Annotated in this window: 19 protein-coding genes and 3 pseudogenes; 16 read left to right on the top strand and 6 right to left on the bottom strand. The window is 63.2% G+C overall.

Features of this window, described 5'->3' with window-relative positions; translation table 11 throughout:
• The first annotated feature begins 40 nt into the window (after window positions 1-40).
• The 3 genes from ccoG to ACFJI0_RS12460 are packed head-to-tail and all read left to right on the top strand — an operon-like array spanning window position 41 to window position 1,979.
• Window positions 41-1,414, top strand: coding sequence for a cytochrome c oxidase accessory protein CcoG (gene ccoG, locus ACFJI0_RS12470; protein WP_382325633.1), 1,374 nt, complete (start codon window positions 41-43; stop codon window positions 1,412-1,414).
• 30 nt (window positions 1,415-1,444) lie between these two features.
• Complete coding sequence (locus ACFJI0_RS12465; protein WP_382325242.1) at window positions 1,445-1,747, top strand: nitrogen fixation protein FixH; 303 nt, start codon at window positions 1,445-1,447, stop codon at window positions 1,745-1,747.
• Window positions 1,748-1,766: 19 nt separating this feature from the next.
• On the top strand, window positions 1,767-1,979 hold the full coding sequence (locus ACFJI0_RS12460; RefSeq protein WP_382325631.1) for a hypothetical protein: 213 nt from the start codon (window positions 1,767-1,769) through the stop codon (window positions 1,977-1,979).
• Here the strand turns inward: ACFJI0_RS12460 and fnr are convergent.
• Window positions 1,957-2,677: pseudogene (gene fnr / locus ACFJI0_RS12455) on the bottom strand (fumarate/nitrate reduction transcriptional regulator Fnr). The gene ACFJI0_RS12460 and the pseudogene fnr overlap by 23 nt on opposite strands.
• A gap of 152 nt (window positions 2,678-2,829) precedes the next feature.
• Between fnr and hemN the strand changes: the two are divergent.
• Both hemN and ACFJI0_RS12445 read left to right on the top strand, forming a co-directional pair.
• On the top strand, window positions 2,830-4,209 hold the full coding sequence (gene hemN, locus ACFJI0_RS12450; protein ID WP_382325240.1) for an oxygen-independent coproporphyrinogen III oxidase: 1,380 nt from the start codon (window positions 2,830-2,832) through the stop codon (window positions 4,207-4,209).
• 87 nt (window positions 4,210-4,296) lie between these two features.
• Window positions 4,297-4,902 (top strand): sulfite exporter TauE/SafE family protein, encoded by a 606-nt coding sequence (locus ACFJI0_RS12445; RefSeq protein WP_382325629.1) that lies wholly within the window; start codon window positions 4,297-4,299, stop codon window positions 4,900-4,902.
• A gap of 104 nt (window positions 4,903-5,006) precedes the next feature.
• On the opposite strand, the pseudogene ACFJI0_RS12440 reads toward ACFJI0_RS12445, so the two are convergent.
• Window positions 5,007-5,795, bottom strand: a pseudogene (locus ACFJI0_RS12440) (DMT family transporter); the annotation flags it as partial.
• A gap of 364 nt (window positions 5,796-6,159) precedes the next feature.
• Between ACFJI0_RS12440 and aceA the strand changes: the two are divergent.
• Window positions 6,160-7,491, top strand: a complete 1,332-nt coding sequence (aceA, locus tag ACFJI0_RS12435) for an isocitrate lyase (RefSeq protein WP_382325238.1) — start codon at window positions 6,160-6,162, stop codon at window positions 7,489-7,491.
• 117 nt (window positions 7,492-7,608) lie between these two features.
• Here aceA and ACFJI0_RS12430 read toward each other — a convergent pair whose 3' ends face one another.
• Window positions 7,609-8,421, bottom strand: a complete 813-nt coding sequence (locus ACFJI0_RS12430) for a hypothetical protein (protein WP_382325236.1) — start codon at window positions 8,419-8,421, stop codon at window positions 7,609-7,611.
• Between the two features lie 535 nt (window positions 8,422-8,956).
• On the opposite strand from ACFJI0_RS12430, the gene ACFJI0_RS12425 reads away from it, so the two are divergent.
• The 3 genes from ACFJI0_RS12425 (at window position 8,957) to ACFJI0_RS12415 (ending at window position 10,855) form a co-directional block, all read left to right on the top strand.
• Window positions 8,957-9,097, top strand: a complete 141-nt coding sequence (locus tag ACFJI0_RS12425) for a hypothetical protein (RefSeq protein ID WP_382325234.1) — start codon at window positions 8,957-8,959, stop codon at window positions 9,095-9,097.
• A complete protein-coding gene (locus ACFJI0_RS12420) occupies window positions 9,076-9,897 on the top strand; it encodes a hypothetical protein (RefSeq protein ID WP_382325232.1) in 822 nt (273 codons plus the stop codon). The genes ACFJI0_RS12425 and ACFJI0_RS12420 overlap by 22 nt, the downstream gene beginning before the upstream one ends.
• Before the next feature lie 160 nt (window positions 9,898-10,057).
• Window positions 10,058-10,855 carry a hypothetical protein gene (locus tag ACFJI0_RS12415; RefSeq protein ID WP_382325230.1) on the top strand — a complete coding sequence of 266 codons (798 nt, stop codon included), beginning with the start codon at window positions 10,058-10,060 and terminating at the stop codon, window positions 10,853-10,855.
• A 7-nt stretch (window positions 10,856-10,862) separates the two neighbouring features.
• Here the strand turns inward: ACFJI0_RS12415 and ACFJI0_RS12410 are convergent, their stop codons facing one another.
• From ACFJI0_RS12410 to ACFJI0_RS12400, 3 genes are all read right to left on the bottom strand, one after another.
• Window positions 10,863-11,156, bottom strand: a complete 294-nt coding sequence (locus ACFJI0_RS12410; RefSeq protein ID WP_382325228.1) for a hypothetical protein — start codon at window positions 11,154-11,156, stop codon at window positions 10,863-10,865.
• A gap of 787 nt (window positions 11,157-11,943) precedes the next feature.
• The gene (locus ACFJI0_RS12405) at window positions 11,944-12,183 is read right to left on the bottom strand and encodes a helix-turn-helix domain-containing protein (RefSeq protein ID WP_382325226.1); all 240 of its coding nucleotides are present in this window, start codon (window positions 12,181-12,183) and stop codon (window positions 11,944-11,946) included.
• A 27-nt stretch (window positions 12,184-12,210) separates the two neighbouring features.
• The gene (locus ACFJI0_RS12400; RefSeq protein ID WP_382325224.1) at window positions 12,211-12,537 is read right to left on the bottom strand and encodes a helix-turn-helix domain-containing protein; all 327 of its coding nucleotides are present in this window, start codon (window positions 12,535-12,537) and stop codon (window positions 12,211-12,213) included.
• Window positions 12,538-12,631: 94 nt separating this feature from the next.
• Here ACFJI0_RS12400 and ACFJI0_RS12395 point away from each other — a divergent pair, with 94 nt between their 5' ends.
• From ACFJI0_RS12395 to pheT, 7 genes and pseudogenes are all read left to right on the top strand, one after another.
• Window positions 12,632-12,904, top strand: coding sequence for a hypothetical protein (locus tag ACFJI0_RS12395; protein WP_382325223.1), 273 nt, complete (start codon window positions 12,632-12,634; stop codon window positions 12,902-12,904).
• A gap of 244 nt (window positions 12,905-13,148) precedes the next feature.
• Window positions 13,149-15,056 (top strand): threonine--tRNA ligase, encoded by a 1,908-nt coding sequence (thrS, locus tag ACFJI0_RS12390; protein ID WP_382325221.1) that lies wholly within the window; start codon window positions 13,149-13,151, stop codon window positions 15,054-15,056.
• A 108-nt stretch (window positions 15,057-15,164) separates the two neighbouring features.
• Window positions 15,165-15,779: a translation initiation factor IF-3 gene (gene infC, locus ACFJI0_RS12385; protein ID WP_291112966.1), complete on the top strand. Its 615-nt coding sequence runs from the start codon at window positions 15,165-15,167 to the stop codon at window positions 15,777-15,779.
• 185 nt (window positions 15,780-15,964) lie between these two features.
• A complete protein-coding gene (gene rpmI / locus ACFJI0_RS12380; protein WP_159596967.1) occupies window positions 15,965-16,168 on the top strand; it encodes a 50S ribosomal protein L35 in 204 nt (67 codons plus the stop codon).
• A gap of 25 nt (window positions 16,169-16,193) precedes the next feature.
• Entirely contained in the window at window positions 16,194-16,553 is a 360-nt protein-coding gene (rplT, locus tag ACFJI0_RS12375; RefSeq protein WP_086120609.1) for a 50S ribosomal protein L20, read from the top strand.
• Window positions 16,554-16,673: 120 nt separating this feature from the next.
• On the top strand, window positions 16,674-17,726 hold the full coding sequence (gene pheS, locus ACFJI0_RS12370; protein WP_291112888.1) for a phenylalanine--tRNA ligase subunit alpha: 1,053 nt from the start codon (window positions 16,674-16,676) through the stop codon (window positions 17,724-17,726).
• A 9-nt stretch (window positions 17,727-17,735) separates the two neighbouring features.
• Window positions 17,736-20,170 (top strand): annotated as a pseudogene (pheT, locus tag ACFJI0_RS12365) (phenylalanine--tRNA ligase subunit beta).
• Window positions 20,171-20,190: the final 20 nt, after the last annotated feature.

Raw genomic sequence — 20,190 nt, 5'->3', positions numbered from 1 at the left:
CAGAGCCCCCATTCCCATCGTCCCCGTCGATGACGAGACGATGGTGTCCCTGTACGCCGCGCGCGAGAAGATCCAGCCGAGATCGGTCCAGGGCCTGTTTGCCAACTGGCGCTGGGTCATGGTCTGGATCACGCAGCTCGTTTTCTACGGGCTGCCCTGGCTGGAGTGGAACGCGCGCCAGGCCGTGCTGTTCGACCTGGAGGCGCGCCGCTTCTACATCTTCGGGCTGGTGCTCTACCCGCAGGACTTCATCTACCTCACCGGCCTGCTGGTCATCTGCGCCTTCGCGCTGTTCCTGTTCACCGCCGTGGCCGGCCGCCTGTGGTGCGGCTTCGCCTGCCCGCAGACGGTCTACACCGAAATCTTCCTGTGGATCGAGAAGAAGGTGGAGGGCGAACGCTCGGCCCGCCTGCGGCTGGACCAGTCCGCCCTGTCCGCCAGCAAGCTGGGCAAGCGCTCGCTCAAGCACGCGCTGTGGATCGCTTTCTCGCTCTGGACCGGCTTCACCTTCGTCGGCTACTTCACGCCCATCCGCGAACTGGGCGCGCTCTCGGTGGCCGCCGCGCTCGGGCCCTGGCAACTGTTCTGGATCTTCTTCTACGGCTTCGCCACCTACGGCAACGCCGGCTTCCTGCGCGAGCAGGTCTGCAAGTACATGTGCCCCTACGCGCGCTTCCAGAGCGCGATGTTCGACCGGGACACCATGATCGTCACCTACGACACGCGGCGCGGTGAACCGCGCGGCCCGCGCTCGAAGAAGGCCGACCCCAAGGCCCTGGGGCTGGGCTCGTGCGTGGACTGCACGCTGTGCGTGCAGGTGTGCCCCACCGGCATCGACATCCGCAACGGCCTGCAGTCCGACTGCATCGGCTGCGCGGCCTGCATCGACGTGTGCGACGACGTGATGGACAAGGTGGGCTACCCACGCGGGCTGATCCGCTTCTCCACCGAGAACGGCCTGGACAACGGCTGGACCACGCGGCAGATGCTGCGGCGCGCCTTGCGCCCGCGCGTGCTGATCTACACCGCGATCCTCGGCGCCATCACCCTGGCCGTGGGCCTGAGCCTTTACATGCGCACGCCACTCAAGGTGGACGTGATCCGCGACCGCGGCGCCCTGGCCCGCATGGTGGAGCAGGGCCGCATCGAGAACGTGTTCCGCCTGCAGATCATGAACGCCACCGAGTCGCCGCAGCGCTACGCCATCGGTGTCTCCGGCCTGCCCGGCATCGCACTGGATTCCAGCGCCGAGGTGGAGGTGCTCTCCACCGAGGTGCGTGCGGTGGCGGTGCGGGTGCAGATCCCGCCCGATGCCGCGAGCCCCGGCTCGCACCCGATCCGTTTCGACATCCGCGCCATCGGCGACGAATCGATCCACGTCTCCGAAAAGGCGGCCTTCCTCGTGCCGCGCTGATCCGATCCATCTTCCCGAAGGAGCTCTCTCATGAACCCATCCAGCTCTCCCGCCGTGGCGGCCTCCGTGCCGCCGGTGTCCTGGTGGCGCGTCCCACACATGTGGCTGGTGGTGGGTGGCCCGCTGGTGGTGGTGGTGGCCAGCCTCATCACCGCCTTCATCGCCGTCCACAACGCCGACCCGGTGCTCGACAAGGCCGTGTTCGAGCGCGACCGCGAAGCCGCGCTGGCGCTGGAAGGGCAGGCGAAGGCCGAGGCGCTGATCAAGCTGCAGCCCGCGCACCAGGCGCGCAACCACGCGGCTTCGCCGGTGGTGCCTCAACCGGAGCGCTGAGGTGCAGGCGCGCCACTGGATGGGCATCGCCTGGCCGGCTTTCCTGCTCGCGGCGGTGCTGGAAATGCTGGTCTTCGCGATGGTGGACCCGGGCGACCTGCACTGGTTCGGCCAGCCGCTGGACTGGTCGCGCCAGGCGGTCTACACCGTGGCCTTCTTCGTCTTCTGGGGGGTGACGGCGGTGTCGAGCGCGCTGACCGCGCTGCTCGTCATCCGCAAGTCTGAGGATTGACGATGCGGCGCAGGCCGTCGGTGTTCTTGATGTGCACGTAGCGCTGCTTCACATCGATGATGCCGTCCTCCACGAACTTGGAGAAGGTGCGGCTCACCGTCTCGAGCTTCATGCCGAGGTAGCTGCCGATCTCTTCGCGCGTCATGCGCAGCACCAGCTCGGACTGCGAGAAGCCGCGCGCATGCAGGCGCTGCACCAGGTTGAGCAGGAAGGCCGCCAGGCGCTCTTCGGCGCGCATGCTGCCCAGCAGCAGCATCACGCCGTGGTCGCGCACGATCTCGCGGCTCATGATCTTGTGCACGTGGTGCTGCAGGGTGGTGAATTCGCGCGACAGCTCTTCGACCTGGTCGAACGGCATCACGCAGACCTCGGCATCTTCCAGCGCCACCGCGTTGCAGGAATGGTGGTCGCTCACGATGCCGTCCAGGCCGATGATCTCGCCCGTCATCTGGAAGCCGGTCACCTGATCGCGGCCGTCCGCCGTGGTCACGCAGGTCTTGAAGAAGCCCGAGCGCACGGCGTACAGCGACGTGAACTTGTCCCCCCACGCTGAACAACGCCGTGCCGCGCTTGATGCGGCGGCGCTTGGAGATCACCTTGTCCAGCTTGTCCATCTCGTCGGGGTTCAAGCCCATGGGCAAGCACAGCTCGCGCAGGTTGCAGCTCGAGCAGGCGACTTTGATGCTTTGAGCGTCCATTAGAAAAGTCCGGATTCGCAAAAGGTTACAGCATACCCCCCACGGTGTCGACTTCACGCCCCGGCATCGGATCAGTTCACCACCTTTTGACCAGGATCAAGGGAATTCCAGACACTCTGTCGCACAGTGAGGGCCTTGATGGAGATTCGATCTTGAGCCACGCCATTTCCGAGGAGCTGCTGAAGCGTTTTGACGTGCCGGGGCCGCGCTACACCTCTTACCCCACCGCCGACCGGTTCGTGGAGGCGTTCACCGAAAACGACTACATCCAGGCGCTGCAACAGCGCCGCGCGGGCTCGATGGCCCTGCCGCTGTCCCTGTACGTGCACATCCCGTTCTGCGAATCGGTCTGCTACTACTGCGCCTGCAACAAGGTCATCACCAAACACCATTCGCGCGCGGCCGAGTACCTGCGCTACCTGGCGCGCGAGGTGGAGCTGCAGGTGGCGCACCTGGGCCAGGGCCACAGCGTGTCGCAACTGCACCTGGGCGGCGGCACGCCCACCTTCCTCTCCGATGCCGAGCTCGAAGAACTTATGGCCATGCTGCGGCGCCACTTCACGCTCGCGCCCGGCGGCGAGTACTCGGTGGAGGTGGACCCGCGCACCGTGACCGAGGACCGCCTGAGGACCCTGGCCCGCCTGGGCTTCAACCGCCTGAGCTTCGGCGTGCAGGACTTCGACCCCGCGGTGCAGAAGGCCGTGCACCGCGTGCAGCCCGCCGAGCAGGTGTTCGCGCTGGTGGCCGCGGCGCGCCGCATCGGCTTCGAGTCGGTCAACGTGGACCTGATCTACGGCCTGCCGCTGCAGACCCCCGCGTCCTTCGCGCGCACGCTGGCGCAGGTGAACGAGCTGCGGCCCGACCGCATCGCGCTCTACGCCTACGCCCACCTGCCGTCGCGCTTCAAACCGCAGCGGCGCATCTCGGCGGCCGAGCTGCCCAGCGCGGGCGACAAGCTCGGCATGTTGTCGATGTCGCTCGATGCGCTGATCGACGCCGGCTATGTCTACGTGGGCATGGACCACTTCGCGCTGCCCAACGACGCGCTCGCGGTCGCCAAGCGCCAGGGGCGCCTGCACCGCAACTTCCAGGGCTACAGCACGCAGCCCGACTGCGACCTGATCGCGCTCGGCGTGTCCGCCATCGGGCGCATCGGTGCCACCTACAGCCAGAACGCCAAGACGCTGGAGGAATACCGCGACCTGCTCGACCAGGGCCGCCTGCCCATCGTGCGCGGGCTCGCGCTCACGCGCGACGACCTCTTGCGCCGCGCGGTGATCATGGCGCTCATGTGCCAGGGCGAGGTGCAGTTCGAGTCGATCGAACTCGGCCACCTGATCAGCTTCAAGAGCCACTTCGCGCGCGAACTCGAGGTGCTCGAAGGCCTGGCCGCAGAGGGCCTGGTGTGCCTGAGCCCGACCGGCATCCAGGTCACCGAGGCCGGCTGGTTCCTGGTGCGCGCCATCGCCATGGTGTTCGACAAGAACCTGCAGGTCGACCTCGACCGAGCGCGCTTCTCGCGCATCATCTGAGGCCGGCGCGGGCGCCCACCATGCAAACCTCCATGGCGATCACGGCGCTCTTCATGGGCCTGGTGGGCGGCCCGCACTGCGTTGCGCATGTGCGGCGCGGCCTGCGCCGGCATCGGTCGCGCGGCCGGCGCGCGCAGCACGCAGGCCCTGCTGGGTTTTCAGGCGAGCCGTATGCTGGGTTACGCGCTGTTCGGCGCCTTCGCGGCCGGCTCGGTGCAAGGCCTGGCCTGGCTGGGCACGAACACCGCGGTGCTGCGGCCGGTGTGGACCATGTTCCATGTGGCCGCGCTGCTCCTGGGCGCGGCGCTGCTCTGGCGCGCGCGCCAACCGGCCTGGATCGAGAACCTCGGGCAGCAGGTGTGGCGCCGCGCCCGGCCCGCCATGGTGAAACTGGGGCCGCGCGCGCCGGTGGTGCTGGGCGTGGCCTGGGCGCTCATGCCTTGTGGCCTGCTGTACTCGGCGCTGCTGGTGGCCTCGCTCTCGGCCAACGCGCTGGAAGGCGCGGCCATCATGGCCCTGTTCTCCATCGGAACCTCGGTCTCGCTCACCGCCGGGCCGTGGCTGCTGCTGCGCCTGCGCGGCGCGCGTTCGGGTGGCTGGGGCATCCGCCTGGCCGGGCTGGCCCTGGCCGTCACTTCGGGCTGGGCGCTGTGGATGGGCATCACCCAGCCCACCGGCCTCTGGTGTCTCTGAAAAACGCTCAGGCCTTGGGCGCGGCGCGGCCGGGCAGGGTGCGCCAGCACCAGGCCGAGCAGGGCGATGCCGAACGCCACGCCCTGCAGGAGCGACAACCGCTCGCCCATGAACAACACGCCGATGGCCGCCGCGCTGATCGGCAGCATCACGGTGAACACACCAGCCTGCGAAGCGGGCACCGTCTTGAGCCCGGTCATCCACAGCCACACCGTCCACACGCTCGCGGCCAGCGCGTAGAACACCAGCAGGCCCCAGACGGGCAGGGCGACGGTGGAGAAGTCGAACGTCCACGCCGCCCACAGGCCGAACGGCGTGACCAGCGCGAAACCCCAGAGGTTGATGATGGCCGAGATGCGCTTGGGCCCCAGGCCCTCGGTGAGGTGCTTGCCGATCACCACATAAGAGGCCTCGCACACCACGGCGGCGAACACCAGCAGGTTGCCCAGCAGCGCCTTGCTGATGCCGAACGGGCCGCTGGTGTCGGCCACCACCGCGCCGGCGTCCACCTTCTGCAGCGAGAACAGGCCGATGCCCAGCGCCGCGCAGGCAATGCCGGCCGCGCTGCGCCAGCCGATGCGCTCGCGCAGGAACAGCCAGCTCAGCAAGGCCACCACGGCCGGGATGGACGACATCACCACGCCCGCGGCCACAGCGGTGGTCAGGCTCACGCCGAACAGCATGCAGATGGAGAACAGGAAGTTGCCCAGGAACGATTCGAGGAACAGCAGGCCGCGCGTGCGTGGCGACATCGGCGGTTCGTCGGCCGGCCTCTTCAACCAGTTCCACATCGCCAGGCCGCCGATGCCAAAGCGCAGCCAGGCCAGCAGGAACACAGGGAACACCAGCACCAGGGGCTTGGAGAGGGCCACATAGCTGCCCACCAGCGACATGCTCAAGGCCAGGCACGCATAGGCCCACCAACGGTTCGGGGAAGTCACGGTTTTTGACGGGTGTGCACGAAAGTGGGTCGCATCATGCCTGAAGCGTTTCAGGGTATTCCGGGATGAGAGATGTTTGTTTTGCAATATGAAAACATAAAATGTTGCGGCGCAAGAAAATTTCTCAATGCAAGAAACGGATTTCTACATCGAGAAATTTGAGAAATAGTTCTTTGAAAAACAACAAGAAATTTTTTATCTTATATAAGACATAAGAGCTTCCAAAACTCTTCTATAAGACTTAAAGTCTTCTCAACGGCACCGCGTTTGCATGCAAGCCAGCCGCCCCGATCCATCAACCTCACGGAGTATTCAAATGCCGCAATCCCTGACCGAGCAACTGAGCCGCGCCCAACAGATCGAAGCCCTGGAGAAAGACTGGGCGACCAACCCGCGCTGGAAGGGTGTGAAGCGCGGCTACAGCGCCGCCGACGTCGTGCGCCTGCGCGGCAGCATGCAGATCGAGCACACGCTGGCCAAGCGCGGCGCCGAGAAACTTTGGGACAAGGTCAACGGTGGCGCCAAGAAGGGCTACGTGAACGCCTTCGGCGCCATCTCCGCCGGCCAGGCCATGCAACAGGCCAAGGCCGGCCTGGAAGCCGTGTACCTCTCGGGCTGGCAAGTCGCCGCCGACGGCAACACCTCGGAAACCATGTACCCCGACCAGTCGCTCTACGCCTACGACTCGGTGCCCACCATGGTCCGCCGCATCAACAACACCTTCAAGCGCGCCGACGAAATCCAGTGGGGCCGTGGCATCGAGCCGGGCAGCCCTGAGTTCATCGACTACTTCCTGCCCATCGTGGCCGATGCGGAAGCCGGCTTCGGCGGCGTGCTCAACGCCTTCGAACTCATGAAGAACATGATCGCCGCCGGTGCTGCGGGCGTGCACTTCGAAGACCAGCTGGCCGCCGTGAAGAAATGCGGCCACATGGGCGGCAAAGTGCTCGTGCCCACGCAAGAGGCTTGCGAGAAGCTGATCGCCGCGCGCTTCGCCGCCGACGTGATGGGTGTGTCCACCATCGTGCTGGCCCGAACCGATGCCGAAGCCGCCAACCTGATCACCAGCGACCACGACGCCAACGACAAGCCCTTCCTCACCGGCGAGCGCACGCAGGAAGGCTTCTACCGCGTGAAGAACGGCCTGGAGCAAGCCATCAGCCGTGGCGTGGCCTACGCCCCGTACGCCGACCTCGTGTGGTGCGAAACCGGCGTGCCCGACATCGGCTTCGCCCGCGAATTCGCGCAAGCCGTGCAAGCCGCCTGCCCCGGCAAGCTGCTGTCGTACAACTGCTCGCCCTCGTTCAACTGGAAGAAGAACCTCAACGACAAGCAGATCGCCTCGTTCCAGGAAGACCTGGCCGCGCTGGGCTACAAGTACCAGTTCATCACGCTGGCCGGCATCCACATCAACTGGTTCAACACCTTCCAGTTCGCCCATGCGTACGCCCGCGGCGAAGGCATGAAGCACTACACGGAAATGGTGCAGGAACCCGAATTCGCCGCACGCGACAAGGGCTACACCTTCGTGTCGCACCAGCAGGAAGTGGGCGCGGGTTACTTCGACGACGTGACCACGGTTATTCAGGGTGGTTCTTCTAGCGTGAAGGCGCTGACGGGGTCCACCGAGGAAGAGCAGTTCCACTGAGCTGACTCCCCGGATCCGAGGAGACAGGCCGCCCTTCGGGGCGGCTTTTTTGTTGGTGTGGTGGAAGAGGGCAGGAAGATCTCAGCCCAATCACGAATACGCGAGGCAGGTATGGGGCTACTTATCCGCGTTGACTTGCCCCGCCCCGCCTGCTCTACCGACAGTTGCACTACTCGTCTTCGCAACAGGTGCCTTTGGAGGGAAATCGATGGGATGTGACAAGATGCCCCCAATCACCCCGTTGATGGTTTCTTGATTGCCCCCGAGTGTGTTGTAGATTCCCAAAACGCGTGGTGTTGGTTCAGCCGCGTCATAGACTTTGGTCTTGATGGATGCGAGTGAAATGATGGCTTGTTGGATAGACGCATCGCTGATGGCGTTGGGCATCGGAAGCAAGTCTGTCGCCTCTTTCGAGCCAATTCCCATGTTTTGCACTATCAACGTGCCGGTAATTTGATTGGCCTTCGCTGCGGCTCCGAGACCAAACAGACTGCCGAGATCGACCTCGCCGCTCACCACATAAATGCTTGCTGTCATTCGCAGGCCGATGCCAACGTAGAGCGGAATAATCGCGTTGGCGGCGGTGCCATCCTGAACGACTGAAGCCGTTCTCGCACCATCCTTGTCAGGTGCAGAAATTTTTGCTGGAAGTATCTGTGTCGTGTACTTCATGTAGTCGACGATCACCACGTAACTTCTCGATGCCGCGCCAACTCGTGTCGCACCAAACGAGATACCACCATCGGACTTCACCTCGCCTATTGCCATTCTGATGGTCTCATCAGGTAAGGCTTTCAGAATTTTGGCTTTGTCCATGCTGGAATCAACCTGCAAAGGAAGCGGGTCGAGTGGGTAGTAGCCGTAGCCGATGCCTGTCTCTCCCGGGCGGCCGCCGTTTAAGAGAGGCTTACCGTACGGCAGGTTCGTCATGCTCTGACATCCGGTTAGCGCCACGGCTACAAAAACCAAACACCAGTTCTTCATGGGTGCTCCTTGAGGCGCAAAGAGATGCACGGCCGCCAGACAATGACGACACGGCTTGTTACCTTCATGACAATGATCCTCCCGGGCAATTGCAGCCATCCCAAATATTTGGGAAAGCGACGGACGGCGTGAGGGGCGTCGCTCAGATACTGAGCAGGTGTTTCCCTCTCATTGGGTGGCTGCGGGGGCTTCAGTCAACAAATTGCGGCTGATGCGGTTTTGAGTCTGAGGCTCGGCCCGTAGCCAAGGGCTACACCTTCGTGTCGCACCAGGAGGAAGCGAGCGCGGGTGTGTGCGGTTGTGGCTAGGGGGTGGTCGCTCTTGCACATTGCAAAATGTGTCTAAATGTTTTTTTTGCATGTTTCATCGACACCACATGTCGCCTAAATGGGTGTGCCGGTCGGCGGGTGATTGAGTACGTTGGTCTGCCGGCTAGCATTTCTTCATCTGGTCGCTGTTAAGGCCAGGACAGAGAACAACCATGAGCATTGATTTTCAAAACTTGGCGGCACTCATCGCCACGATGGACAAGCATCCCACCGGATCCGCCCTGTTCGTAGTGGGGCTGTTTGTGTGCGCGGCTGCGGCGGTGGCGCTTGCATGGTCAAGGAAAAGCTCGTGACGTCAGTACTCTCTACCGCCACTGGTGGTGCACTTCGACTGAAGTGGGCGATAGAAGTGCAGGGCACACAGCTTGAACGCAGGAATCTCGCGGATCTGCTCAATGAGCTTGGCTTCGAACTCGTAGACGAGGCACCACATGTTGCTTTCTCATCGCCTGGGATCAATGACTGTTCCACAGCAACTGAGGTCTACGACATCGGCAAAAAGGTGCGCAGTTCCTTTGTCGGCGGGATCGACGCCTCCTTCGCACTGGGTTCCGTCATCGACTACTCCAGAAATCCCGCAACCCGCCACGCGTTCCTGGAAGTTCAGGATGTACTTCATACCCACACAACCTTTTTCGACGCCACGCTGACGGTAAGCCCTCGGACCGGGTTGTCAGAAGATGAACTGAGGGCGTGGCATGAGGAGAGGGCCGAGGCCGAGTACCAAGCGAAATTGGATTCGCAACTGTCTCAACTCGTACCCGCCTACTTCAACCCCAAGGCTGCGAAGGTCTTGGAGTTGCTTGCCATCGAGGCGCAGACAGGCGTAACGCTGTTCAAAATTTATGAGCTGATGCGCGGGCCGAACTCAAACGCCAAGGCCTTCGGTCAGCAGTTCGGCATTTCTGACAATCAGTACCATCGATTTGCGGAGGCGGTGCATCTTGATTCAGTGTCTGGTGACTGGGCGAGGCATGCGCATGGAGAGGCAGCCAAGTTGGGCAACCCTATGTCCAAAGGAGAGGCAGAGTCTTTTGTGCGCAGCGTTGCCAAGAGGTGGCTTCAGTACATCCGTTCAAACGAAGGTCAGTAGGTGAACCTGCCGTAATAGTGACTTCGTATCGCGGCTGCTGACCGCATCCCTATTCACTCTCCGTCTACGCCCAATGCCTGCTCGCACAAATGCATTCCAGCGCTTGGTCGTACTTCTCACAGCAACACTGGCCGGACAAGCGAAGGTTGCTGAATCCGCCATGTTGCTTGATCGTGTGACGGGCGAGTCGCGTGAGGTCGATGTCATTATCATTTCCAACACCGCGAGCTATCAAGTTCACTTGAGCTTGGAAGTGGTTGCTTGGAGCCGGCCTGCGGACACACCTTGGATCGAGAAGATGTATGCGAAGCACCAGAACCTCGCAACAGACAAGCTGATCCTTGTGTCTGAAAGTGGCTTCTCAAAGCCGGCTCTCCGAAAGGCCGAGTTCCTTGGCATCGAAACCCTTACGGTTGAAGAGGCTTGCGGCGCCGACTGGCCCATGATCGCTGCTCTAGAAGGGTCGGGAGTGTTCGATGTAGTAACGATGAACTTTGACGTCGCTGCTGTGTGTCAGTTTTCGTGCGGCACAAAGGAGCAACTGCCTATTCCTGCGACGGACATTGTTCCCACCCGCCTTGGCCCAATGTCTATGGACGCTTTCGTGCGTCGCCTGCTGAATACAGACCTAGTACAAGATACGGTCCGCGCGCACGTGAAGGGCGGCGAGGAGCGCAGTTGCCACCTCAGCTACACCGATGCCAACGGCTTGTGGAAGATTGACGATGGTGCGCGATCGGGAGAGATTCTTGAGCTTCTCGTCGGCCTGAAGGTCGTGCGAACTACGTCCCCTGTGCGCTACGCGGCTGGGAAATTTCGATCAGTGCCATTCGTATCCGGCATGTCTACAGAGCCTGCCGGGCTGCTCCAGTTTGTACTTGCGCGCAACCCTGACGGAAGCTCATCTGGGTACTTGATTGATTCGAGCGGACTGCGGTCGTTGTCTTCCTCTGCGTAGATCTGGGCTACGGATATCGACGATGCGCGGCCACCAACGGCTTTCGGCGGTTGATGTAGAGCATCACCAGCCCGACCTCCACCGCCATGGCCAGTAGGCCCACACCCCAATGGATCAGAAAGAAGGGTGTGATCGGCAGCAGTACGAACGACCAGAACCAGACGCCCATGCCGGCCTGGTAGAAGATTTCCCGGCATCGCGCGCACCGTAGACCCTTCATGTATGAGCTGTTGGCTACGGCCCAGCGGCTGTGTCCATGGTCGGCGCTGCAGGACGGGCAGGGGCGGGCTTTGAAGAGCATGTAGGCGTGCAGGGTGCTTGCGTCTCTCGATCGTAGACCAAGATCCCACGCCCAAGAACTGGCCGCAGGTGCCGCGCAGCCGCGAGCCATGGGGGTGGTTATCCCCGAGTACCAACGGCGTCACCACGGACCAACTTGGGGCACCGCGTGCCATCGCCGGGGCCGCCACCCGCCAGTGGCCCGTTGCGCCCTGACCCACATGCGCAATCCTCCCCTACCGCCTCCGGCGTCCATTACTTCAAAGCCTTCAGCACCACCGCTGCGGCGAGTAGGGTGGTCGGCAAGAACATGATTGCCCAAGCGGCGAGCTTCCACTTCGGCGGTTCCTTGGACCAATCGAACTTAGGCATGTGCTTTCTCCAGTTCATGCGCCCAATTGTCCCGTCACGACTTATGCACCTCGCCGGAAAGTGATTGCTTTGCCGTGGGCAACCCAAGAACTACGCAGTCACTTTCCGGCGTGTGTGCAAGAAAACGACACCGTTTTCGCAGGTGTAGTCGCCGAGCTTTTCTGGATGTTCTTGACGTTGAGCTTCTTATGCCCTTTGCCGGGACGTCGTGCCACTGGGTGTCTTCAGCGTCTCATTACAAGCGCAGGTTGTAGTCGTAGCGTTGGAGTCGTGGTACCCGTTTGACGGCAACGATGCCCACCGTGTTCTTCGTGAGGTCGTCGAAGCAAAAGGCGGGGTATAGAACTGCCCATCCGCTTGGTGAACTTACCGGCCAGGCGGTCGTACAGAGTGTCGTAGCCATACTTGAGATGGCCGGAGGACCTGCAACGTCGTGCTTAGCGCGGGCCCTGCACCCGCATGCGCCTCTCGATGTCCTTCACGAGGTCCGAGGGCGCTACGTCGAGCGCGTCACACAGCTTGAATATGAGACGCAGGCTCGGACTATTCCGCCCCAGCTCGATTTCCGAGATGTGACGTCGGTCCACGTCGGAGCGAAGTGCGAGCTCGGTCTGGCTCCACTTACGACGTGTTCGCAGGCTGCGCAATGCCTGCCCGAATGCCTGATCTTGTTCCACTCGGCTGCTCGCGCTGTGAGGCTCAGGCTAGGCGAGCTCATTCATCCAAGTCGAGATCAGTGTCCCACGTTGCTTTACGGGCACTTTCTTGAGCGCCATCAGCAAGCTCGCTACATCGTTCTCCTCGCAGTAGAGATACGCCAGCGGCACACCGAGCGCCTTCGCGATATTGCGTGCAGTGTCCAACGGGGGCTCATGGTTTCCCAGCTCATAGCGGCTGATCCGCGCCCGGCTCGACGACTCGTCGATGCCTATCAGCACACCTAACTTCTCTTGAGACCACCCCAATTCTTCTCGTCGAGAGCGGATGCGCTGCCCGACGAGATTTGTGGTGTGACCAGACTCTGAAACCATGTCACGAGTCTCGTAACTTGGTAATATTCTGTCGTCACGAAAAACGTGACATTTTTATGGCTTTGTTTTTTCCAAAGTGCAAGGGACCTCCAGAATGGCCATCAAACTTTTCCTCCGCAACGCATTCACGCGCCAGCGCAACCGCAAAGACTTTCCTGTTCGCATGTCCGTCCTCGCCTCTCGGGCGCTCGACCGGCTCAATCAGTTTGCCGTCTCGGTGGAGCGCCAAACGGATCAAGAGAAAGGGCTCGCGTTCAGGTCGGAGAGCCCGAAGGCGCTCCGCGACGAGGTGGAGCAGCGGTTCGAGGCGCTTTGCGAGACGCTCGGCGAGCTGCAAGCCGTGGCGAACCAGCACTGCAAGCGCTGAGCCTTGCGCCGCAAGCCTGCTCTGGCGGGCGAGGGCAGACCCTAGCCGGCGTTTTGTGGGAAAATGCCTGTTCTTCTTCTGAATCAGCAAGAGCGAGAAAGGCAATCTGGTTATGACACCGCGAACTATGGAGACCACCTCCACGGCCCTCTGAGGCCTGCAGTTCGCGCCTGCCCGATTGATTGCCTTTTCTCCCCACACCAGCGCGGCCCCTGCCGCGCTTTTTTGTTTTCTGGACCTCCCCATGTTGCACATCACGCTCCCCGACGGCTCCCAACGCGAATACCCCGGCCCGGTCACGGTCGCCGACGTGGCGGCCTCCATCGGCACCGGCCTGGCCAAGGCCGCCCTGGCCGGCAAGATCGGCGACAAGGTGGTGGACACCAGCTACCTCATCACGCAGGACAGCCCGTTGTCCATCGTCACGGCCAAGGACGCCGACGGCCTGGAGGTGATCCGCCACTCCACGGCGCACTTGCTGGCCTACGCCGTCAAGGAGCTGTTTCCCGATGCGCAGGTGACCATTGGCCCGGTGATCGAGCACGGTTTCTTCTACGACTTTTCGTACAAGCGCCCCTTCACGCCCGAAGACCTGGTGGCGATTGAAAAGCGCATGGCCCAGCTGGCCGCCAAGGACGAGCCGGTGGTGCGCCGCGTGCTGCCGCGCGACGAGGCCGTGGCCTACTTCAAGGGCCTGGGCGAGCACTACAAGGCGGAAATCATCGCCAGCATCCCCAGCAATGAAGACGTGTCGCTGTACCGCGAAGGCGCTTTTGAAGACTTGTGCCGAGGCCCGCACGTGCCCAGCACCGGCAAGCTCAAGCATTTCAAGCTGATGAAGGTGGCCGGCGCCTACTGGCGCGGCGACCACCGCAACGAGATGCTGCAGCGCATCTACGGCACGGCCTGGGCCACCAAGGAAGAGCTGCAGCAGTACCTGACGATGCTGGAAGAGGCCGAGAAGCGCGACCACCGCAAGCTGGGCCGCGAGCTGGACCTGTTCCACATCGACGAGCACTCGCCCGGCACCGTGTTCTGGCACCCCAAGGGCTGGACGGTGTGGCAGGAGGTGGAGCAGTACATGCGCCGCGTGTACCGCGACAACGGCTACCAGGAGGTGAAGGGCCCGCAGATCCTGGACCAGGGCCTGTGGGAGAAAACCGGCCACTGGGACAAGTACCGCGAAAACATGTTCGTGACGGAGTCGGAGAAGCGGGACTACGCGCTCAAGCCGATGAACTGTCCCGGGCACATCCTGATCTTCAAGCAAGGCATCAAGAGCTACCGCGACCTGCCGCTGCGCTTTGGTGAGTTCGGCCAGTGCCACCGCAACGAGCCTTCGGGCGGGCTGCACGGCATCATGCGGGTGCGCGCCTTCACGCAGGACGATGGCCACATCTTCTGCACGGAAGACCAGATCCAGGCGGAGGTGGTGGCCTTCACCACGCTGCTGCAGAAGGTCTACAAGGACTTCGGCTTCAACGACATCATCTACAAGCTCTCCACCCGCCCGGAAAAGCGCATTGGCACGGAAGAGAGCTGGGACCGGGCAGAGAACGCGCTGGCCGAGGGCCTGCGCGCCTCGGGCTGCGATTTTGAGTACCTGCCGGGCGAAGGCGCCTTCTACGGCCCGAAGATCGAATACACCCTCAAGGACGCGCTGGGCCGCCCCTGGCAGTGCGGAACGATCCAGGTCGATCCGAACCTGCCGGAGCGCCTGGGCGCGGAATACGTGGGGGAAGATGGCTCGCGCCACACGCCCATCGTGCTGCACCGCGCCATCGTGGGCAGCCTGGAGCGTTTCATCGGCATTCTGATCGAGCAGCACGCCGGGGCCTTGCCCACCTGGCTCTCGCCGGTGCAGGTGGCGGTGCTCAACATCACCGATTCCCAGGCCGAATACTGTCTGGAAATCGCGAAAACTCTGCAGAATCAAGGGCTTAGGGTGACGACGGACCTGCGCAACGAGAAAATTACGTATAAAATACGGGAGCACGCGTTGCAAAAGCTGCCTTTTATCCTTGTCGTGGGCGACAAAGAGAAAGAAGCTGGTGCCGTGGCTGTGCGGGCGCGAGGGAACAAAGACCTCGGTGTCATGCCGCTGGAAGCCTTTTCCAAATTGATCGCGGCTGACGTTTCATCCAAAGTTTGATTTCAAACATCTGGCTGGATGCCCCTGCTGCCATGGCGCACTTCGTGTGCGTGAGGCGGCCGGGTGGCCGCCAATTTGCCTGAACCGGCCCACACAAAGGAACTCACCATAGCTACCAACTTTCGCGACCGCCGCCAACGTGAAGAGCGCGCACACAGACTGAACCGGGAAATCATGGCCCCTGAGGTTCGCCTCAACGGCCCCGAGAACGAGCCCTTGGGCATCGTCAGTTTGCAGGAAGCGCTGCGCATGGCCGGTGAGCTGGATGTGGACCTGGTCGAAATCGCGGCCACTGCCGTCCCTCCGGTGTGTCGCCTGATGGACTACGGCAAGTTCAAGTACCAGGAGCAGAAGAAGGCGGCGGAAGCCAAGGCCAAGCAGACGGTCATCGAGATCAAGGAAATCAAGTTCCGGCCCGGTACCGACGACGGCGACTACAACATCAAGATGCGCAACATCCGGCGCTTTCTGGACGATGGTGACAAGTGCAAGATCACGCTGCGGTTCCGCGGCCGTGAGATCACCCACCAGGATCTGGGGCTGGCCCTGTTGAACCGCATCCGCGATGAGTTGGCCGATTCGATCGTGGTGGAACAGTTTCCCAAGCTCGAAGGGCGCCAGATGATCATGATGATTGCGCCCGGCCGCAAGAAGGCCGGTGGAGCGGCCAAACCCGCTGAGGCCGCTGCAGCGGCTCCTGCGGCAAGCCAGTCGGCCGCCTGAGGGCGGTTGGCGGCCAAGAACAGCATTGGACGGGCAGGGTAGTCTCCTGCCGGTCCGAGGCGCTGGCTGAAAAGCCTGACGCCGAATCGGGGAGCCGAAAGGCTGCCCATAAAAGTGGCTCGGGGCCAACAAGTCCGCGGAAGGTTCGCGGCGCCTCACGAGCACAAATGAAAAGGAGCATGAAGATGCCCAAAATGAAGACCAAGAGCAGCGCGAAAAAGCGTTTTCGCGTTCGTCCCGGTGGCACCGTCAAGCGCGGTCAAGCCTTCAAGCGTCACATCCTGACCAAGAAGACCACCAAGAACAAGCGCCACCTGCGTGGAGCAGTCACCGTGCATGAGACCAACATGGGTCACATGGCACAGATGCTGCCCGGCACGGGCATTTGATCAACGACGAACAAGGAGAACACACATGCCTCGCGTCAAACGTGGTGTAACGGCTCGCGCCCGACACAAAAAGGTTCTGGCTCTGGCGAAAGGTTTCCGCGGCCGCCGCGGCAACGTCTTCCGCATCGCCAAACAGGCGGTGATGAAGGCTGGGCAATATGCCTACCGCGATCGCCGCACGAAAAAGCGCGTCTTCCGTCAACTGTGGATCGCCCGTATCAACGCTGGCGCCCGTGCTTGCGGCCTGACGTACAGCCAATTCGCCAACGGCCTGAAGAAGGCCCAGATCGAAATCGACCGCAAGGTGCTGGCCGATCTGGCGGTGAACGATCCGGCTGCCTTTGGCAGCATCGTGGAGCAAGTCAAAGCCAAGCTGGCCGCTTGATTCACGGCAGGAGCACGCCGCCTCACGGCGGCGCGCCCCGTCGCTCAAAGGGGTTGAGGCTTGAGGGATTCCCTCGCTGGCTTCAACCCCTTTTTATTTCCCAACGATTCAAGCACACACATGAACGAGTTGGACGCATTGGTCGAGAGCGCCCGTGCCGGGTTTGTTCAAGCCGCCACGCCGGCCGATCTGGAAAACGCCAAGGCGCAGTACCTGGGCAAGTCGGGCCGCATCACCGAGCTGATGAAGGGCCTGGGCGCCCTCTCCGTGGAAGAGAAGAAGACCCGTGGCGCGGCCATCAACCAGGCCAAGCAGGCGATCGAAGGCGCGCTGACCGAGCGGCGCCAGGCTTTGGCCGATGCCGAGTTGCAGGCGCAACTCAAGGCCGAGGCGCTGGACGTGACCTTGCCCGGTCGCCAGCGCGGCCAGGGTGGCCTCCACCCGGTGAGCCTGACGCTGGAGCGCATCGAAGCGATCTTCGGCTCCATGGGCTTCGAGGTGGCCGATGGCCCCGAGATCGAATCCGACTGGTTCAACTTCACCGCCCTGAACACGCCGGAAGACCATCCCGCGCGCTCGATGCACGACACGTTCTACGTGGAGGGGGGCAGCGAGAAGGCGCCCAACCTCCTGCGCACGCACACCAGCCCGATGCAGATCCGCCACGCGGTGCAGCACGTCAAGCGCCACCGCGCCGACCTGGATGCCGGGCGCCCGATGCCCGAGATCCGCGTGATCGCGCCCGGTCGCACCTACCGGGTGGACAGCGACGCGACGCACTCGCCGATGTTCCACCAGTGCGAAGGCCTGTGGGTGGGCGAGAACGTCAGCTTCAAGGACCTGAAGTACGTCTTCACGGATTTCTGCCGCACCTTCTTCGAGTCCGATGATCTGGTGCTGCGCTTCCGCCCCAGCTTCTTTCCGTTCACCGAGCCCAGCGCCGAGATCGACATCCAATTCCAGCACGGCCCCCTGGCGGGGCGCTGGCTGGAGGTGGCGGGCTCGGGCCAGGTGCACCCGAACGTGGTGCGCAACATGGGCCTGGATCCTGAGCGCTACATCGGTTTCGCTTTCGGCATGGGGCCGGACCGCCTGACCATGCTGCGCTACGGGGTCAACGACCTGCGTCTGTTCTTCGACGGTGACGTCCGTTTTCTCGCCCAGTTCCGCTGAGACCACGACATGCAATTTCCCGAATCCTGGCTGCGTGCCTTCTGCAATCCACCCCTGACCAGCCAGCAACTGGCCGACACCCTGACCATGGCGGGTCTGGAGGTCGAAGAGCTGGAGCCGGTGGCGCCACCGTTCACCAAGGTGGTGGTGGGCGAGATCAAGGACGCCGTGCAACACCCCAATGCCGATCGCCTGCGCGTGTGCCAGGTGGACGTGGGGCAGGGCAGTCTGCTCAACATCGTCTGTGGTGCACCCAATGCCCGCGTGGGCATCAAGGTGCCCTGCGCGCTGGTGGGGGCCGGCTGCCACCCGGTGAAGACGGCAAGCCGTTCCAGATCAAGCTGGGCAAGCTGCGCGGCGTGGAGAGCCAGGGCATGCTGTGCTCGGCGCGCGAGCTCAAGCTGTCCGAAGACCATGGCGGTCTGCTGGAGCTGCCGGCCGACGCGCCCGTGGGGCGTGACATCCGCGAACAGCTCTCGCTGGACGACATGCTGTTCACGCTCAAGCTCACGCCCAACCTCGCGCATTGCCTGAGCGTGTACGGCATTGCCCGCGAGGTGTCGGCGCTCACCGGCTCGCCTCTGATCGAGCCGGCGTTTCCGGCGGTGGCGGCACCGCTGCAGGATCGCCTGCCGGTGCGCGTGGAAGCCCCCGACCTGTGTGGCCGTTTCACCGGGCGCATCGTGCGTGGCGTGAACACCCGAGCCACCACGCCGGCCTGGATGGTCGAGCGGCTGGCGCGTTGCGGCCAGCGCAGCGTCTCGCCGCTGGTGGACATCTCCAACTACGTGATGTTCGAACTGGGCCGCCCGTCCCACATCTTCGATCTCGACAAGATCCATGGTGGGCTGCAGGTGCGTTGGGGTCGGGAAGGCGAATCGCTCAAGCTGCTCAATGGCAACACGGTCGCGGTGGACGCGCAGGTTGGTGTGATCGCGGACGATCAAAGCGTTGAATCGCTGGCCGGCATCATGGGCGGCGACTCCACGGCGGTGTCGGACGACACGCAGAACATCTACATCGAAGCCGCCTTCTGGTGGCCCAAGTCCATTGCGGGCCGGTCACGCCGCTACAACTTCTCCACCGACGCCGGTCACCGGTTCGAGCGGGGTGTGGACCCGTCCACCACGCGCGAGCACGTGGAGCGCATCACGCAGCTGGTGCTGGACATCTGCGGTGGTCAGGCCGCCGTGCTGGACGACCACGTGGTGCAACTGCCCACGCCGCAACCCGTGAGCCTGCGGGTGGCGCGCGCGGCCAAGGTCATCGGCATGCCGGTCGACCAGGCCCAGTGCGCGGGTGCCCTGCGCCGCCTGGGCTTGCCAGTGGAAGAGGGCGATGGCGTGCTCACGGTCATGCCGCCCGCCTACCGTTTCGACCTGCAGATCGAAGAAGACCTGATCGAAGAGGTCGCCCGCATCGTCGGCTACGAGAAGTTGCCCGACACGCCGCCGCTGGCGCCCATCACGGCCAAGATCCGCACCGAGGCGCGCCGCGGTCCGTTTGCGGTTCGCCGCAGCCTGGCGCAGCTGGGCTATCAGGAAACCATCAATTTCAGCTTCGTGGAAGAGCGTTGGGAGCGCGAACTGGCCGGCAATGCCGATCCGATCCGCCTGCTGAACCCGATCGCCAGCCAGATGAGCGTGATGCGCTCGTCTTTGCTCGGCAGCTTGCTGTCGGTCCTCAAATTCAACCTGGATCGGCGGACCGATCGCGTGCGCCTGTTCGAAGTTGGGCGTGTGTTCTTCAAGGACGCCTCCATCGTCGAGAGCGACACGACCGTGGCCGGCTTCCGCCAGCCCATGCGCGTGGCTGGCCTGGCCTACGGTGCCACCGACACGCTTCAATGGGGCACCGCCGAACGCGCCGTGGACTTCTTCGACGTGAAGGGCGATGTGCAGGCCTTGCTGGCCCCGCGCCGGCCTGAGTTCAAGGTGGCCGAACACCCGGCGATGCACCCGGGGCGCTGCGCCAGCGTCTGGCTGGACGACCGCTGCATCGGCCATGTCGGTGAACTGCACCCCCGCTGGCGCCAGGGCTACGAGGTGGCGCAGGCTCCGGTGCTGTTCGAGCTGGAGCTCGATGCCGTGCTGGACCGCCCCGTGCCGGCCTACCAGGCGGTGAGCCGCCACCAGGCGGTGGAGCGCGATCTGGCCATCGTGGTCAAGGAGTCGGTGACCCACGCCGCCGTGCTGGAGGCGATCCGCGCGCCGGCGAGCCCCTGGTTGCGCGACGTCGTGCTGTTCGACGTGTACCGGCCCAAGAAGCAAACGTCGACCGAGAGCACGCCCGCGGGGTCGCTTGCCGCGGATGAAAAAAGCCTGGCGGTGCGGCTGGTGCTCAACCGCGACGACGCTACACTGACCGAAGAGGACATCGACGCGACCGTCAACGCCGCTGTTGAGGCGGTGGCCAAGCGAGTGGCTGGCCGGTTGCGCGCTTGATACGAACAAAATGGAGAATG

It is taken from the genome of Hydrogenophaga sp. UC242_53, from assembly GCF_042696965.1.
In the GTDB taxonomy this organism is placed as follows: Bacteria; Pseudomonadota; Gammaproteobacteria; order Burkholderiales; family Burkholderiaceae_C; genus Hydrogenophaga.
Note: the sequence above shows the minus strand (reverse complement) of the source record. Positions and strands in the feature narration are given on the sequence as shown.